General features: G+C 30.1%; 10 protein-coding genes. 1 reads left to right on the top strand and 9 read right to left on the bottom strand.

All coding sequences use genetic code 11. From position 1 onward, the window contains the following. The first annotated feature begins 45 nt into the window (after positions 1–45). The gene (locus tag CHB67_RS10785) at positions 46–516 is read left to right on the top strand and encodes a hypothetical protein (RefSeq protein WP_089381795.1); all 471 of its coding nucleotides are present in this window, start codon (positions 46–48) and stop codon (positions 514–516) included. A gap of 99 nt (positions 517–615) precedes the next feature. On the opposite strand, the gene CHB67_RS10780 is transcribed toward CHB67_RS10785, so the two are convergent. The 9 genes from CHB67_RS10780 to CHB67_RS10740 form a co-directional block, all read right to left on the bottom strand. Continuing rightward, the gene (locus tag CHB67_RS10780; RefSeq protein ID WP_089381794.1) at positions 616–2,889 is read right to left on the bottom strand and encodes a DUF2357 domain-containing protein; all 2,274 of its coding nucleotides are present in this window, start codon (positions 2,887–2,889) and stop codon (positions 616–618) included. Between the two features lie 3 nt (positions 2,890–2,892). After that, positions 2,893–5,169 carry an McrB family protein gene (locus CHB67_RS10775; RefSeq protein WP_089381793.1) on the bottom strand — a complete coding sequence of 759 codons (2,277 nt, stop codon included), beginning with the start codon at positions 5,167–5,169 and terminating at the stop codon, positions 2,893–2,895. A gap of 258 nt (positions 5,170–5,427) precedes the next feature. Then, positions 5,428–8,094: a KAP family P-loop NTPase fold protein gene (locus tag CHB67_RS10770; RefSeq protein ID WP_089381792.1), complete on the bottom strand. Its 2,667-nt coding sequence runs from the start codon at positions 8,092–8,094 to the stop codon at positions 5,428–5,430. After that, on the bottom strand, positions 8,091–8,678 hold the full coding sequence (locus tag CHB67_RS10765; RefSeq protein ID WP_089381791.1) for a hypothetical protein: 588 nt from the start codon (positions 8,676–8,678) through the stop codon (positions 8,091–8,093). The genes CHB67_RS10770 and CHB67_RS10765 overlap by 4 nt, the downstream gene beginning before the upstream one ends. A 73-nt stretch (positions 8,679–8,751) precedes the next feature. Then, complete coding sequence (locus CHB67_RS10760) at positions 8,752–9,516, bottom strand: hypothetical protein (protein WP_089381790.1); 765 nt, start codon at positions 9,514–9,516, stop codon at positions 8,752–8,754. A 118-nt stretch (positions 9,517–9,634) separates the two neighbouring features. After that, the gene (locus CHB67_RS10755; protein ID WP_089381789.1) at positions 9,635–10,240 is read right to left on the bottom strand and encodes a shikimate kinase; all 606 of its coding nucleotides are present in this window, start codon (positions 10,238–10,240) and stop codon (positions 9,635–9,637) included. After that, positions 10,230–11,966, bottom strand: coding sequence for a restriction endonuclease subunit S (locus CHB67_RS10750; protein ID WP_089381788.1), 1,737 nt, complete (start codon positions 11,964–11,966; stop codon positions 10,230–10,232). The genes CHB67_RS10755 and CHB67_RS10750 overlap by 11 nt, the downstream gene beginning before the upstream one ends. Before the next feature lies 1 nt (position 11,967). Further along, complete coding sequence (locus CHB67_RS10745) at positions 11,968–13,398, bottom strand: N-6 DNA methylase (RefSeq protein ID WP_089381787.1); 1,431 nt, start codon at positions 13,396–13,398, stop codon at positions 11,968–11,970. Continuing rightward, positions 13,391–14,896: an ATP-binding protein gene (locus CHB67_RS10740; RefSeq protein ID WP_089381786.1), complete on the bottom strand. Its 1,506-nt coding sequence runs from the start codon at positions 14,894–14,896 to the stop codon at positions 13,391–13,393. The genes CHB67_RS10745 and CHB67_RS10740 overlap by 8 nt, the downstream gene beginning before the upstream one ends.

The following is a 14,896-nucleotide window of genomic DNA, read 5'->3' as shown; positions in this document are numbered from 1 at the left end:
ATACGTAAAACAAACGTTTCCTTTACGCTTAATATTAAAAACCCCATGGAAGAAAAATACTATACCTGTCAATTTTGCCAAAATGAATTTATACCTACAAGACGAAAAGCTCAAAAATTTTGTTCTGATACTTGTAGAAACAAAAACCACCAACACAAGAAAAAGAAAGCTATTAAAAAACCTATAGACCACCTCTCTGAAGCACTTGCTGTACAACAGGAAAAAATGAAAGTTGAAGCTATGAGTGCAGCTGGGGTTGGAAATGCTATGGCTGGTACATTAGCTGCAAATGCTGCAACAGCATACGCAAAAAACTTATTTGTTTCAAAGGAAAATAAACCAGCAACCAAAGGTGATTTAGATGAAATTAAAAGGTTAATTAGCACTCGATTTTTTTTAATACAAAATATGGATCGTAGATATGATGGTGCCCTGCCCTATTTTGATATGGCAACCAGTTCATTAATATATTTAGAAGATCCAAATTATATAAACTCATTAGATAATATTGTTTAATTCGTATTAGGAAAAATAAACAATGAGTGAATTTTGAGCTATAAAATGGCATTATCGCGTAAAGTGTTTAAGAACTACTTGGCCGAATAATGTTTTTCATTAAGAATTTAACATCAACTCTGTTAATGAGCAGGTAAACGGCAAAGATGAAGCCCTTCCCTTTTTATAATTTTTGAGTTTTTTAAAGTTCCAATTTTGATTTCCAAAATTATTTAGATCTACCTTTTCAATTTCAATCACTAGATAATGATCTGAGGAAGGATTGATATAGCCTTTTGAAATCAAATTATCTTTTGAATATACTTTAGGCCCTTTACTTTTTATTTCCCATAACTCATTTGAATGTTGATCTCCTCTACCATGTAATAGTAAAAATTTTGCATCTACAGTTTCTTTATCCAATATTAAAGACCCTGCGGTACTTCCCATTCTAAAATTATATAATTTTTTTGTGTTTATCCAATTATATTGCTCTACTGAATTGTAATACCCTACCAGTACAAAAGTTTCATCAGGAATTAATTTTCTATTATTTAAATACTCTGGTATAGGTTGTTTCAGTTTATTAATAATCGCTGTATTATGAATATCATAGGTCTTAGTAGCTAGGTTTTCACGCTGAGTAGATCTATTGACAAAATGTGCAATTACTTTATCTATGAATGCTTCCACATGACTTGTTTCCACATTTATTTTTGATGGTTTTACTGAAAAAGCCCCAAGTCCAGGTAATATCTCATGAAATCCAATTTTGGTTGTCTGTTCAGTTCCAGGATATAATACGTAAGCACCGCCTGTTCTTCTAATAGCATCTTTATAAGCGTGCATTTTCAACAAATCTGCATTTTTATAAGTTCCCTTTTTTTGTGCTAACTTTTCTTCATTTAGTTCCACTTCAGTGGCACCTGATCTATTTCCTATAATTTCATCAACTTTATTAATCTTATACTTTGCATCAAAATGAATATGAACGATTTGCTCTGTTTGTTCTGCCTCCTTTTCTTTTAATTCTTTAGGCCAAAATGAAAGTGTATAATCTGGTCGCATAGTGGTAGTCCAACTACCTGCACTAGGGTAAACAGAAGCTCCTGAAAAACTTCGATTGTAATTAAATTTCACATTCAAGGCTCTGGAATGAGAGATATAAACCCCTTTTAAAGCTGTGAATCTCCCCTGCTTTAATTGAAGATTTAAGTTTTTAGTTTTAGAATTGTAATTTGTTAATTTCTCTAATTCCTTTGGTTCAATTTCAAACTTCTTCTGAAATATGTCTAAGAGTGTAAAAAACAACCAATATTCATATAATGTGGCAATATCTTTTTTACCGCCACTATAAATATCCTCACCACCTTCCCAAATTAATTTAGCCGCCAAATCAAACATCAACCACACTTTCAAAACCTCTCTATACCCTTCTTTTCGCTGTAAAATAGGACTATTCAATTTCAAGGTTTCTGGTCTAGATATTTCCTTAAATAAACTATGTTGTAAATGGTTCTCCAAAGTATTGATCACAAGATCAGCTTCCTTCTTCAATCGGTCTCCCGCTTTCGGATGTGACTGTAAATCAATACAAAACTTTAAAAAAGTATTTAAGGCATGTTTTATAAACCTATTTTCATTGGTATCAACATTTTCAGTTTTCTTAGTTGAATTTATCTTGTCGGACACCGTAGTAAGACCTCTTCTGGATAACGGATGCCCAGAGTTTAAAGAAACCCTATTAGAACCATTAACCAACTGCTTTACAGCGTTAGCATTAAATCGTTTCATTTTCCTAACATCAACCTTTTCTTCTTTTTCTTTCCAAATGGTTGTTGGTGATGTAATAATTCTATGAATAGCCTCTTCAAAGTCATCCGACTGGATAATAGATTTTATAAAAGCAAAGCGCTGGTATAAAGTCTTACTATCAATATTATAATCTGTTTGAAAAGAATGACTAACTGGTGAGTTCGATTGCAAAATTAAATCGGTACATTTCTCAGTAATACTTTCCAACATATACCTATAATCCTCGCGATATTCAGATTTGATAGATTGTACTTCTAATTTTAATGTTCCAACGGACTTATCAATGTCTTTTTTATAAATCTCCAGCGTTAAAGTACCTACATAAATATTGGGTGCTATTTGCCCAGTATAAGCCTTTCTTCTATGTGGTTGTATCGTTTCAGTTTTTTGAAAATAAAAGTCCTCACTACTAAACTCATAATCGTAAAAATTCCCTTCTTGAATTTGAAAAGGGGCTTCATTATTACGTAAGGCATCCTCTGCGTAAAACAAGGTTTCATTCCTTTTATCATCTATAAAAAGATTTAGATCCTGTTCTATAAAATCTAATGGAATAATAATGGAGCTTTTTCCTGTCATAATTTATGCTTCAGCGTAACTAGCAAAACCATTATCAATGGATCCTTTATACATTCTGGTGATCTTTTCAAGCGATAAAGGATAAATAACAGATTCAGTATCATAATTTAGATCTGTAGAATTTTCAAAGTAGGCTTTTTTAACATCTACGTTATCCACGCATAACTTCCCTAAACTTTCTAACACCGGACAAAGTTTACGTCTAGAACCATGTAATTTTGGCAATAGTTTCTGCATTATCGCAATATCTATTTGTTCATTTTCAGACAAATCTGGGTTTACAACAGCCAGTTGATGAAACAACCTGTGTATTTCCATCGCTGTTCTATAACCAAATTCAGTACCTGTTTTTTTCAATTGTCCAAAAAATGAAACCAACGCAGTGTTTAAATTTTCAGAAATTATACTATTAGTACCATTCGCCGCCATTCCAATAAAATCTTGGGACATAGTACTTCCTTTCCCAATTAAATGTTCGAAATTAATATCGTTTGGTGCGTTTAAAAAGGTAGCTATTTCTTCCTCTTGCACTCTAAATTCAATAACATTGGCTCTATCCAATACTTTCGGACTAAACATATATGTAGTCTCATCAATATTTACAGTTCCTATTACAAACAAATTTTTTGGCCATTGCAATTCAAATGGAACCTTTGATTTTAGAACCTCTTGATCACTGTGCAACTTAAACTTTTCTTTAGACTCCATAACACTTAAAAAGTCTGCAAAATAACGCTCTACATGACTCAAATTCATTTCATCTAAAATTAAAAAATGAGGTTTATGAAGTTTCTTATTCGCATTGATAACCAATTGTAAAGCACCATTTTCAGGTAAAACATATTCTTTACTATCTAGTGCGTTTTCATACCCTAATAAAGGCTCTCTATTGGTCCAATCTGCTCCAACTGGTACAACGCAATATTGTTGATCGCTTTCACATATCCATTTTGCAAATGTTTGTGCCAATTTTGTCTTTCCAGAACCAGACAAGCCACTTAATAAAACAAATGGCTTAGTAATTAAGGAACTCACAAAACGTGTAAGTAGTTTATCACTAAATAACAAACCTGATATTGCTGCATCTTCTATTAATTTTGAGAGTTTAAAATCTTCTTGTTCAATAATTGTTTCAGGCTCTACTAAACCTTCGGTATCTACTACAATTGAAATAGGCTCCTCTTGGTGGTTGTAAATAGATAATATCCCATCTAAATCATCATTTAAAATCGCTTCATCTGGTAAATCGTTCACATCATATACCTTGTAAACATAAGAACTACCATAATGTTTAGGGGTTCCAAGACCATTTTTATAAAAATAATTAGTGATAGTCGTTGGATCCTCAATATTCCATATAGCAGTTGGGTTAATCGTTTCACTTAATCCATAAGCTAAAATGATCGTTTGTTCTTTTTTGAAATATAGATAAACCGGATAAATCCCTTCAGTAACTCTATTAGGTTCTTTTAACAAGGCTATCCAAGGAATTTCAGCTTGATTTCCTGCTCCAAAACTTACTTTAACTTTAAGTTCTCCGTATGTTTTTGGATACTGCTTCGTTTTTAAATTATTGGTTTTAGCTTGTTCTAAAAATTTAGAAAGCATTTCAGGAAAGTCAAATTTGTTTTCGAATCCGGATGGTATAATCCAACTTCCCTTATTTTTATTAATTTTGGCTTCCAATTCCTCTAAACTAATATCTTTCAATTTCGAGAATTCTAGAATTTCACTAACTCTTAATTGATTAAAAGCATTTTCATCACCATTCAACATTAATCGATATAAATTGATGGCTTTGTTTTTATCTTCACTTCCCCAATCAAATGCTTTTTGAAAAAGGTTTTGAGTGATGGTTCCCTTCTCCGTATTTCGAAAATTTTGCAGATCTCTTACAATATTATCTATATTGTCTATACTAAATTTCTCTTTAGAAAGTCTAATTAACAGATAAATAGGGAGTGATAAATATTGGTATTTGAACTTTTCTAACATATTATTTGACTTTGTTATAATTTCAATTCCTAATCTTTGATATGCTTTAAAGCAAGGTGTATTTTCACCTCCTGAAAAATAATTCTCCACTTTTCTATCAGTAGCATAATAATTGGCAATGGCCATGATGGGCATTGGTGGATATAAAACTCCATCAATTTTTACATCATAATATTTTGAAGTACTAAAACCATCAGGAGTTCCTTTTTCATTGAATTCGTCAACTGCAGTTTTTATATTTTCAAGGGTTACAGTACTGAATAACATATTATCTGATTTAGCCATATTTATTTTAAATTAATTGGTGAACCGACTGGTAAAAATATTTGTATGGTTTGTGGTTTAGTCATTTTTAATTAATTCTATTTGTGTATTCTTCCATGATTTGATATTCATTTACCTATTTCTTAGTTCTAATTTATCACCTGATATTGCTCACCATCCTCAATAGTAAACTCTTGTTTTTTTTAAAATCTTTAATGTGTAATTCTATTAATTCATTAATACCCCCAATACTTTCCTCCTTAAACATTAAAATATTAATTAAGAACCTACTATTTGCACATATACGTCATCAATCAATTTAGTATTTGGATTAGCTATAGTGTAATCTAAAAGGGAGATCATATTATTTACCTTCAATTCTATTTCATTTGATACTTCATTATTACTTAAATAATCTCTTAAAAAAGTAATATAACTTGCACATCCCATTTCTACATACAGATTAAAAACAGACTTTTTTAAAGGATTCTCTATCACTGTCTGATATGTTTGTTTTGTTGAAAATATTTGAATGAAAAAATGAGGAGGATAATAATATCTTATGTCTTCAAATCCTACTGTTGGACCATCATGAGAATAGTCTAATAGTCCTGTATCTATGTAATTTTCAAATCTATTCCATATGTCTTTTTTTACTAGCTCATTAGCTTCAAATGATCTAAATATTTTTTTATCTTGAACTATAGCCTGAGTATATAAGTGGTAGGCATTCAAAATAATATCAACATTCGCAGATTTATCAATTAATTCATTTAATATTTTCAAAGAGACTCTTTTTATGGTTCTATCATTAAAAGTAGAACTTGAATAATTAGCTATGCTACTAGCACTATAAGTTCCATTTATAGTTCGCTTTTCATTTATATTTACTTCACTTATCAGATTAGCTAAATAACCAATTTTAGCCTCTACTAGAATGGCTTCAAAAGATTCAATAAATTTTTCATCACTATTAAATAACTCATTAGACTTTTCATCAATAAGACTTAATATTTTGTTATCCTCACTAATAGAATAAGAAATCATACTAAAGTTGATGGTTTTTAACACATCTATAAATCGATCAACTGAATCAATTTTAACCTTTGAAAAAATAAAATTCATTATCTCATTCTTTATTTGCCCCTTAAGTTGACTAGGCAAATCTTCAATCTCGCTACCTATTGAATGAAGTTCATTAGATTCAAATAATTCTTGAAATTTCGAAACTTTATATTTACCTGTAGCAATATCATTTTTAACGTATAGTTCTGTATAATATATTTTTGAAATTGCTGTATTTCTATCCTCGTAGTATTGAATATCATTCCTCTCACTAAATAGAGAAACTAAAACCGCATTAATAATTATAACATCTTCAGGATCAATTTTATTTTTCTCTAATAATTGGTTGATTTTTTCTTTAGCCTCTTTATCAAAGACATAAATATTTTGATTTTCAAAAGATGCAAATTGTAATTTTTCATTTACTTTATCGACAGACTTTAGTGTAAGTAATTTATCTAAATCATTAAAAATTAAATTTTGAGTAAATCTAAATTTATATGTGCAAAGTTTCAAAAGAATGTACTGATCTAATTGGACATCATTAATATTCTCTAAAAATGTTAAGTTGAATTTAAATTCATTAATAAAACGTTTTACACCTCTATATGTTGAGAAAAAATCTGAATAACTTAAATCATTGAAATTTGAAAATAAATTTTTGAACGATTCTGAAAGAGTTTTATCTACTTCATTTCTATTAGAATTATTTTCAATTTTTTCAATTTCATTAATTAAAAATTGAGACAATAAATTTCGATCTGATGGTAAAAAATTAATTTCTACATTAAATATTTTATCAATATAACCTTTATAATCTGGTCCTAATTTTTTAGTGATATAGCTTCTGTCATATCCTGCAATAAAAATAACATTATTAAAATCCGACAAAGTTCTAATTAGCTTTAGCGAACTTAATATTTCATTTTTTTCTAAACGATCTAAATCATCTAGGATAATTACTACTTGCTTATCAATCTTTTTAATACTTTCATTAATTTCATTGTAATAAGTTTCTAAAGTTTTATCTTGACTAAGCAGTTTGTTTCCTGCATTTAAGATTGTTTGGGTTTGAGAACTTGATAATGCTAAAATAGCTTCTACATAACAATCAATAGAATTACTTAATTCTCCTGAGTGTGGAGTCAAGTTGTTTTTAAGTTCATCAAAGAAATTCTCAATAATAGCAGTTGATTCACGATTCTTCCATATGTTATACCAAAATATAATATTATTAGCACTTGTTGCTCTGTACTTATATTCAAAACGTTTAAGAAAACTACTTTTACCATGACCCCAAACGGCATTTAAACCAACACAAAAGGAAGAATTTGGCTTAAAATTATTAAGCATTCCTAAAAGACGATTTAAAATTAATTCATTATCTATTTCTCCGTCTACAAATAACCCATCTTCAATAAAACTAGAATCTTTAAACTGTTCTATATCATTATTGAATTTTTCAGATTCAAGTTTACTTGATTTTTTCAAATTGATATTTATAATTAAATAAATAAACTGAGTTATACCAACTAAAAATAAAATATTAGCGTATCTGAAATATTTGTTTTTTTCAATAAATGTTTCAAAATGAAGATTATTATCTGCTAATAATAAAATCATATAAATTGAAACTGATATCCCTACAATAAGAGAAACTTTTTTATTTAAAACATAAGGTTTAATAAATACATATAAATAACCTGATATTATAAGAATCAAAATAATGATATAAGCAATAAAGAATGAAGCAGAATGATAATTAATTAATCTTCCAATTTCTAAAAGGATATTAGCCAAATTTTTATTGAATAAAAGAGCTAAAACAATAATAAACAGAAAGGTTAAAATTACTTGCTTATTTTTTGTGTAAAATTTCATTTTTTATATTTCAAATTTAACCTACAAACTTTATAATTTTTTGTTTCATCGTATTTACATTCTTCACAGTTTCTCCAATCTTCTAAGCTATTGAAATGATGAAGCCCTCTAGTACCACATTTATGAATAAACTGATTATTCTCAAATCTGCAAGAATGAATAATCTTGTCATCTTTATCAATAAATAATATAATATCACTTTCAACAAAAACTTCTTCTAATGAATATTCAGAAATTACAAACTTAGCTTCACTAACTCTTAGAAAACCATCTATATCATCTAACCAATAATCTGTATCTTGAAAAAAAGAATAATAATGACAATTGTATTTTAAGTTATCCTCCCAATTTGGATCCAATTGATATTTTGTCAAAATATTATTTAAACGATCATTGAAATAAATCGGATTATTAATATTTTCATTGTCAATATGATCTATGGTTATTCCTTTAAATTCTTGATAACTTAATAATTCAATTCCAGAATCAATTTCACTCTTATAAATTGCTTGAACTTGGAACTGTATAGTTTCATCCCTAAGGTTAGCGTAGCTGAAATTTGAATGTGATATTAATCTTTTCATAATATTTTTATTTACTAATTTTCAAAAAACCTCCCTAAACTACTTTGTTTTAACTGCGTACTCTATTCTTTGTTTAGTTGTATTCAATACAGGAATTATAAAAGTCCTTAATCTTCTTTATATAGACAGAACCTTTTAACTCAGTAATTACATCTTCATAAAAAAGAGGCTTTCTTTCTAAGTGTTTAAGAACTAGTGTAAACTTTGTATCAAACCAGTCTTTTCTTTCTACATAATCACCTTCATTTTTATATTGATCAACCCTTTTTTTAACGGTTTTTAAAATATGGTCTCTATCTAAGAACTCTTCAAAACTCTTCTTTTTTTCATATTGATCTTTGGGAACCACTAAATAAAAACCAATTGATAAGCTGTCTAAATTTTCGAGTTTATCTGCTTTATCAATTGTTTCTGCTATACAGGCAACATTCCTCGCAGCTTGATTATAAAATGAAGCATTAGTAACACCTGTTGAAAATCCAGAATTAATTTTAGCTTCAAAAATATTTAATTTGTTTCCTTTTAATTCTAAAAGACCTTTACTACTGTTGTTTCCAATAGTAAAATTACCTATTGCACCATCTGCATGAGTATGACTTTCAGCAAAAGGATTTTTTTTACCTTCCGTTAAGAATGGACTAGGCAGTAACCCCTCACTAAAAAACTTCTCATTTTCATTTACATATAGCGGATGCTCTTTTAAACCAAAATCTGTAATTGCATACACTAACAATTTTAGTAACCAACCTTCATTATAAAATTCTGTTGAGTGTGTGTAATCTTTCCAATATTTAAAAAACTCAAATAATTTATTTAAGTCATAGCTTTTATCATCCATTAGTTTTCTTAATTTAATTTTACTTAGCAACAGCTACTTCTCCCTCAAAAACCTCCCTCAAACAACTTTGCATGATTTGTTCTAAATGGGTTTAATCGTATTCTATTGCTTCTTTAAATCAATCATCTATTTTAGGAATTGAGTCACTATAAATTTTAATTATTTCCATAGCGACCTCATCTTCTGTTTTCCCCTTTGTTTCAATTACATGTTTTGCCACCTTACTAAACAAATCACTCTGGATATAAGTCAAATTATATTCAACTTGTTGCTGTAATGATTCAGATGTGTCTTTATTTATTCGTTTTTTAATCCTTTTTGATAGTTCATCATAATTTTCTTTCAAATCATTAGAGTATCTTAACATTATAACATTTGGATAATCTCTTAAATATTTGTGACATTTTTCAAAATCTTCTTCATTATTCCAGTCTATAAAATCGCCTCCCAGATTAATAATCTTGTTACTGCTAGCTACATCTAGAATTACATTTAAATGCTCTGGCTTCAAAAAATTCCGAGCATAATTATTACTTTCTAACCAACCTTTCTGATCAAGTATTTCTTGATACTCTTTCTCATCAAACCCTAATTTTTCAACTAGCCCTCCTTTTATGGCGTCTGAGTCAAGTACTGAATAAGCGTTATTTTGTTCACAAATAAGGTTAGAAATAGTGGTCTTACCAATTCCCATTGCACCAATCAAAACTATATTATACTTCATATTTAAAAGCTTTTTTTTTCTCAAAAACCTCCCTTAAAACACTCTGCATTAGCTGCTCACTTTGTTTTTGGCTTTGTTGTACTTCTAGCTCTAATTTATCACAGAAACCCATTAACCCATTTACTTTTTGAACAATGGCTTTTTGTTCTTCTAGTGGTGGGAGTGGTAGAATTGTGTTTTTAATTTTACCAACATTTAAATTAGGTTGTGCTCCTCCTTCTGCTAAAAGTCTAATTTCATCATATATTTTTCTAAAGAAATATTTTATATATTCTTTAAAATCTTTTGAGGTTTTATAAAAAACCATTGCTGCAACTGCTTGGTTAGTTGCTCCAGGAATAACTAATTCACTAATTTGTCCACGAGTTTTACCTTGACCATACATTGCAATTATTAATGTTTCTTTTGGAAAAACTTTACAATTTGTTTCTTTTAGTGCTTTTTCTGTTATTAGTTTTTCTGATTCTTTTGCAAATAAATCATTAGTAGCAGAACTAGTATACCAAGGAATTTCACCTCCATAGTATGACGAATTTGAAGTTGCAGGTGTAGAACCTGTTCCTACATTTACTAAATCCTGTAACCTACACCAAACCCAACCTTCAGGTAATTCATGAGGAATTTCCTCTTTGGTTATTTTTGGTAACGATTTTTCCTTTTTTATTTTTTTGTCTGAAATGAGTTGTGTTTTCTCTTCTTGGATGCTTTTCAAGAGTTCGCTCGCGTGATGAGATCCTGAAACAAGTTCAGGATGACGAGAGCGCCAATCTGCTGTAAGTTTTCCCTGTACTGCCAACTGTAAAACCGTTTCTCGTAACTTTTTAATGTTGGTAGTTTGATTAAAGAAACTTTTAAAATGGTCTTGTAGAAAAGTCCATTCTTGTTTTGTATTATTTGTGGTGAGTTGGTTTAATGCAGAAATCACAAAGTCCTCTTTTAAAGCAATACGTTCCAAAGTTAATTGCTCTAATTGTTCAACTTCTTTAAACAGCGTTGCTACTACTTTTACGATTTCTTTTTGTTCTTCTAGTGGTGGAAGAGGTACCGCTGTAGCTTTTAAATTCCCTTGCGTAATTTGATTTATTGTTGTGGTTTCGACTCCATCTAATTTTGACCTATATTGAGGCGATTGAATGAATAATTGGAGGTATGGATTAAAATCTGACCTAAATATTGCCATAAAAGCACCAAAAACCATAATCTCATCAATCTGTCCAATTATTGTACATTTCCCAACAAGTCTTCTACTGCCATTTCTCGCACAAATAAGTAAATCACCTTCTTTTATTATATCTTTTTCTCGATAATCAGTATTTACCCTAACTAAATCTTTCAAGCATAACTCTCCTTCTTGAACATTTGAAGACCTTAAAACAGGAACTCCTGAATCATTTTTATGTGCAGGTTTATAAGTTAATCCAACATTTGTTGTTCCTACTTCTCCAAGTCTTGTCCAAACCCAAGTTCTTGCAATGCCAAAAGGTGTTTCGTCTTCTGTAAGTGATGGTAAAGCCCTTTCTTTTTTCTTTTTTTGATTCTTGCTTTGTTCTTCCTTCTTTTTTAATGTCTTCTGTAATAATTCTGAAGCAGGTTCAATATTTGGGTTTTCTGTTCTCCAATTAGCTGTTAATTTTCCTTGTATTGCTAATTGTAAAATCAAGCCTTTTAATTCTTGAGCATTTTTAGGATTAACCGTAAGTTCTTTAAAATGTTGTAGTAACTGCATATTATTTTAAAGCTTCAGTTAACACATTTATAATTTCGTCTTGTATGGTAGAAATCTTTTGTTCCGTAGTTATAAGTTTTTCTAATATTACTTTTGGACTTGCTAAAGTATCTACCTCTTGATGAGGGTTTTTAATATCTAAATTATAACCTCGTTTTTTAATCTCTTCAATAGAAACTTTCCAAGCTTGTGTATTTTCTTCACGATTGTTCCACCAAGCTTTTTCTGTATCAAACTCTTTAATGTTAATAGGCTTGCCTTTATTATAGCTTTTTACACCATCTGGATAAGGATGCTCGTAATACCAAACTTCTTTGGTTGGAGTGCCTTTTTCAAAAAACAATAAGTTGGTTTTAATACTTGTGTATGGGTTAAATACGCCATTTGGTAAACGTACAATAGTATGTAAGTTGCATTTATCTAACAACTCTTCTTTTAGGCGTGTTTTCATTCCTTCGCCAAACAAAGTTCCATCAGGTAATACAATAGCACAACGACCTTTATTTTTTAATAACTTGATGATTAAGGCTAGGAATAAATCGGCAGTTTCTTTGGTTCTAAACTTTTTAGGGAAGTTGGTTTCGGTACCATCTTCTTCAACTCCTCCAAAAGGTGGATTAGAGAGTATAATATCTAACTTGTCTTTTGCTCCCCAATCTGCATATGGTTTGCTTAATAAATTATCTCTACGCACTGCTGGCAAATCAAAACCGTGTAACATTAAATTGGTAGTGCACAGTAAATGTGGTAATGGTTTTTTCTCAATACCACGTATTGATTTTTGTAATATGTCTCTGTCTTTTGATGTTTTTACTTGACTACGAACCCCATCAATAGTACAAGTTAAAAAACCTCCTGTACCACAAGCAGGATCTAATACGCTTTCACCTAATTGTGGATTGATCATATCAACCATAAACTGCGTAACTGCTCTTGGTGTGTAATATTCACCTGAAGAACCTGCAGATTGTAGGTCTTTTAAAATGGTTTCGTAAATATCATTAAACACATGACGCTCACTCGTGCTATTAAAATCTATCTCGTTGATTACGTTTATAACTTGACGGAAGAGTGTTCCGTTTTTCATAAAGTTATAAGTATCGTCAAACACCGAACGAATAATTTTTGCTTGCGGACTTATGGTAATATCCAACTCTTTCAACGCAGGAAACAGTTCAATTTCTATAAATTCCATTAAAGCATCGCCTGTTAAGCCTTCATCATCTGCTGCCCAGTTTTGCCATTTTAGGTTTTCAGGAATTGGTGATTCGTAATCGTCTATGGTAATTTCCCATTCTTCTTCTTTGTCTGCAAATATTTTCATGAAAAGCATCCATACCATTTGAGAAATACGTTGTGCATCTCCATCTACTCCTGTGTCCTTACGCATGATGTCGCGTATGCCTTTTATGTTTGTTGTTATGTTACTCATTTAGTTTTTTATTCTTTATAATTTGTAGAAATACGTTTCCTTTATTTGTTATTTTATATTGTTGTTTGGAGCTTTTTGGCTTATCTGGAATGGTCCATTCTATGAGCCTGTGTTCTTGTAGTTTAGCAATCGTTTTCTTTAGCGCTCCAGAAATGCTTTTGTGTCCTAAAGCTATTGCAATCCCTTTAGTAGCAGTAGTTTTGGTTGCTATAATTTTTAAAACTTCTGTATACATAGACTCGTGCTCTAACTCGTGCCTTAACTCGTGCCTTAACTCGTGCTCTAACTCGTGCTCTAACTCGTGCTCTAACTCGTGCTCTAACTCTTGCTGCAACTTATAATTTTTCTTAATAAACGATACTCTAAACGCTACTCCAGGTTCTTTCCAGGCAAGTTCTATTTCTGGATATGCTTGTAAATCATTCGCAATTAACTGCAATCCGTTTCCCCATTGCTCAATAATTCCTAAACGCTTAAAAACTGGTGCAAGTACTTTATTACGCACATCTGATTGACCTGCATCCATTTCGTTAAAATCAACAGTAGGTAATAATTTCCCTGGACTAGTTATTTCTAATTTATCATCAAAAATGGCAATTTTAATATCTTTTCCAGTAAGAGAATAATCTCTATGAATTATTGCATTTCTAATAACTTCTCGAATAGCAATTATTGGATATTCCCAACGATCATTTCTGTAAACTCCATCGTAATCTTCTGTACCCTTAGAAATATGACGTTTTACAAATTGATAAGCCTGCTCTGCTTGCAAAGCAATACTTATATCAATAGTTTTTTGATCAATAAAATTTCCAGGAATAGTTCCTTTAAAACGTGCACATTCAATTTTAGAGTTCGGAAACAACTCCTTCTTAGCTAAATCTTCCGATAATAAAACTAATGCATACGTAGGAAATAACTGACCTTGTTCTTCTTTAACTAAGTCTAACTTTTTTAAAACCTCAATAGTTAAATCTTCATTTGTTTTTTCTTTGAAAAAAATATCAAAATCTTTACAAATTAAATCTTCATGCTTTTTTTTGAAATATAATTCTGAGTCAAATGAAATATTATTCCCTTGCCTTTCTAATTCTTTCAATATTTCATTGTTGACCAATCTATTAGACGAACCAACTCTAATAAAAGTTCCTCTTTCCTTTCCTTTAGATTTGATGAAATATGGAGGTTTACCACCTTTATGAATATAAATGCGAATAATATTTTTACCATTATCTTTTATAAAAGTAATTTCTGGAAAAATTGAAGGTGCGCATTGATCATTTATAATATTACTAATTTGATTTTCAACACTATCTAACTGCAACTCCTCAATTCCAATAATAATTCTTGGATTATTTTTCACCCCAACAAATAGTTCACCACCTGCATCATTAGCAAAAGAAACAATTGTTTTTGCTAAATCTGAATTAGTAGGTAAAATCTCTTTAAATTCTAGCCGTCTTCCTTCTGGTAATTTAATTTTGTCTTGAATAATCAA

Source organism: Lutibacter agarilyticus, assembly GCF_900188235.1.
GTDB lineage: Bacteria > Bacteroidota > Bacteroidia > Flavobacteriales > Flavobacteriaceae > Lutibacter > Lutibacter agarilyticus.
The sequence above is the reverse complement of the archived record's forward strand: the minus strand, read 5'-3'. Positions and strand labels throughout refer to the sequence as shown.

Coding starts and splice junctions, on each gene's coding strand:
- CHB67_RS10785 (WP_089381795.1), top strand. CDS start 46: ATGGAAGAAAAATACTATACCTGTCAATTTTGCCAAAATGAATTTATA.
- CHB67_RS10780 (WP_089381794.1), bottom strand. CDS start 2,889: ATGACAGGAAAAAGCTCCATTATTATTCCATTAGATTTTATAGAACAG.
- CHB67_RS10775 (WP_089381793.1), bottom strand. CDS start 5,169: ATGGCTAAATCAGATAATATGTTATTCAGTACTGTAACCCTTGAAAAT.
- CHB67_RS10770 (WP_089381792.1), bottom strand. CDS start 8,094: ATGAAATTTTACACAAAAAATAAGCAAGTAATTTTAACCTTTCTGTTT.
- CHB67_RS10765 (WP_089381791.1), bottom strand. CDS start 8,678: ATGAAAAGATTAATATCACATTCAAATTTCAGCTACGCTAACCTTAGG.
- CHB67_RS10760 (WP_089381790.1), bottom strand. CDS start 9,516: ATGGATGATAAAAGCTATGACTTAAATAAATTATTTGAGTTTTTTAAA.
- CHB67_RS10755 (WP_089381789.1), bottom strand. CDS start 10,240: ATGAAGTATAATATAGTTTTGATTGGTGCAATGGGAATTGGTAAGACC.
- CHB67_RS10750 (WP_089381788.1), bottom strand. CDS start 11,966: ATGCAGTTACTACAACATTTTAAAGAACTTACGGTTAATCCTAAAAAT.
- CHB67_RS10745 (WP_089381787.1), bottom strand. CDS start 13,398: ATGAGTAACATAACAACAAACATAAAAGGCATACGCGACATCATGCGT.